Raw genomic sequence first — 2,580 nt, forward strand, 5'->3', positions numbered from 1 at the left:
ACCATATAGTCGCGGTCGATCACTTCACGGATCTGCAGGACCTCAGCGTCGCTGAGCTGGTTGACGCGACGATCCGACGGGATCTTCACCTTCTCCAGGATGTCAGCGGCGTTCTTCTGGCCGATGCCATGAATGTACTGGAGCGCAATCAATGCGCGCTTGTTGGTCGGGATGTTCACACCGGCGATACGGGCCAAGACTTCTCTCCTGTCACCAGCCCCTAACGGGCCGGCATTATTTCAATCTGTCGGGCGGGTATTCGCAAACGCGAAGACGACGCCCGTCCCCTTGGAATTGTTGGGGGCCCGGCATCGTTGGATCAACATCCGACTGGATACGGGCATTATTAAAGTATTCAACTTCGTTCCGTCAACCGACTCTAGCGTTTCGCCGGCTTTTTCGTGGCCTTGGCGGTAGACTTTGCCGCCTTCTTGACCACGCGGGCGGTTTTTTTCGCCGGCTTCTTGCCGGTTTTCGCGGTTTTACCCTTGGAAACCGGTTTCGTAGCCTTTTTGGCAACCTTCGCCGGCTTCTTGGCCGATTTCTTCACGGCCTTCTTCGGCGCCTTCACAGCTGTCTTTTTGGCTTTCTTGGCCGGCTTCTTCGCCAATTTCGCCGTTTTGACCGCGGCCGATTCGGGCTTCACAGCCGTCACCTTTTTGGCCGACGTCTTCTTTGCCGACTTGCCGGCAACCTTCTTGACCGGCTTTTCAGCCGCCATGATCGCCGCCAGAACGCGATTGATCTCCAGCGTCACCTCTTCGATGGACATCATGCCATCGATGGTGACCAGCTTCCGCTTCTCCGAATAATAATGCACCAGCGGTTCGGTCGAGGTGCGGTAGCTCGCCAGACGCTTCGACAGCACTTCCGGCGTGTCATCGATTCGCACGGTCTCGCCGCGCGCGGTCATCTGCGCCACGCGGGCTTCCACCCGGTTCAGCAGCGCGCTTTCGTTGACGCGCAGCTCGACCGCGGCGTCGAGCTTCAGTCCCTTGGACTTCAGCAGACTGTCGAGCGCCTCGGCCTGCGGCACGGTGCGCGGAAATCCATCGAGGATAAAGCCGTTGGCGGCATCGGGAAGCTCGATGCGGTCGGAAATGATCCCGATGACGATCTCGTCCGGCACCAGGCCGCCCGAGGCCATGATGTCCTTGGCCTTGAGCCCAACCTCGGTCTCGGCGGCCACAGCGGCGCGCAACATGTCGCCGGTCGAGAGTTGAACAATGTGATGACGCTCTACCAGCCGATGCGCCTGTGTTCCCTTGCCCGCCCCCGGCGGCCCGAGAAGAATCAACCTCATTTGCGCCGGCCCCTCAGCTTCGATTTCCGGATCAGGCCCTCATACTGGTGCGCCAGCAGATAGCCCTGCACCTGCGCTACCGTGTCCATGGTGACGCTGACCACGATCAACAGCGACGTGCCGCCGAAGTAGAACGGCACCGAGGCATAGGAGATCAGGATTTCCGGGATCAGGCAGACGATCGCCAGATAGGCCGCGCCGAGCACCGTGATGCGCGACAGCACGAAGTCGATATATTCGGCGGTCCGCTCACCCGGACGGATGCCCGGGATGAAGCCGCCATGCTTCTTCAGATTGTCCGCGGTCTCGGTCGGGTTGAACACGATCGCGGTGTAGAAGAACGCGAAGAACACGATCAGCGACACGTACATGATCAGGAACAGCGGACGGCCATGGCCGAGCTGCGTGGTCAACCACTGAAACCACTCCGGACCCTTGCCGGCATTGAAGCTGGCGACGGTCGCCGGCAGCAGCAGCAGGGAGGACGCGAAGATCGGGGGAATCACGCCCGAAGTATTCAGCTTGAGCGGCAGATGCGAGGACTGGCCCTCGAACATCTTGTTGCCGACCTGGCGCTTCGGATACTGGATCAGCAACCGGCGCTGTGCCCGCTCGACGAACACGATGAACGCGATCACGACCACAGCCATGATGATCACCAGCAGGATCAGGCCGGTCGACAAAGCACCCTGCCGTCCCAATTCGAGCATGTTGGCGATCGCCGAAGGCAGTTCGGCGACAATGCCAGCCAGGATGATCAGCGAAATGCCGTTGCCGATGCCGCGCGAGGTGATCTGCTCGCCCAGCCACATCAGGAACATGGTGCCGCCGGTCAGCGTGATCGCGGTCGACAGCCGGAAGAACATGCCGGGATCGCTGACGACGTTGCCGGCGCCCTCGAGCCCGACCGCGATGCCGTAGGACTGGAACGCGGCCAGGATCACCGTGAGATAGCGGGTGTACTGGTTCAGCGTCTTGCGGCCGGCCTCGCCTTCCTTCTTCAGCGCTTCGAGCTGCGGCGACACCGTGGTCAACAGCTGGATGATGATCGAGGCCGAAATATACGGCATGATGTTCAGCGCAAAGATCGCCATGCGGTGAATGCCGCCGCCCGCGAACATGTTGAACATGCCGAGAATACCGCCGGCCTGGGAACGGAACACCTGCTCCCAGATATTGGGGTCGATGCCGGGCAGCGGAATGTAGGTGCCGAGCCGGTAAACGAGCAGCGCACCCAGTGTGAACCAGATGCGCTTCTTCAGTTCTTCGGCCTTGCC

General features: G+C 60.7%; 3 protein-coding genes. All 3 read right to left on the bottom strand.

Annotated features, from left to right (window positions below; genetic code table 11):
* On the bottom strand, window positions 1-197 hold a 197-nt coding region (rpsM, locus tag Q0S16_RS24395; RefSeq protein ID WP_295854447.1), incomplete at its 3' end, for a 30S ribosomal protein S13.
* Window positions 198-379: 182 nt separating this feature from the next.
* Entirely contained in the window at window positions 380-1,303 is a 924-nt protein-coding gene (locus Q0S16_RS24400) for an adenylate kinase (RefSeq protein ID WP_295854450.1), read from the bottom strand.
* On the bottom strand, window positions 1,300-2,580 hold a 1,281-nt coding region (gene secY / locus Q0S16_RS24405), incomplete at its 5' end, for a preprotein translocase subunit SecY (RefSeq protein ID WP_295854455.1). The genes secY and Q0S16_RS24400, both read right to left, overlap by 4 nt.

It is taken from the genome of Tardiphaga sp., assembly GCF_025356345.1.
Lineage (GTDB): Bacteria > Pseudomonadota > Alphaproteobacteria > Rhizobiales > Xanthobacteraceae > Tardiphaga.

Excerpts from the sequence above, each read along its gene's own strand:
- Q0S16_RS24400 (WP_295854450.1), bottom strand. The coding sequence starts at position 1,303 with ATGAGGTTGATTCTTCTCGGGCCGCCGGGGGCGGGCAAGGGAACACAG.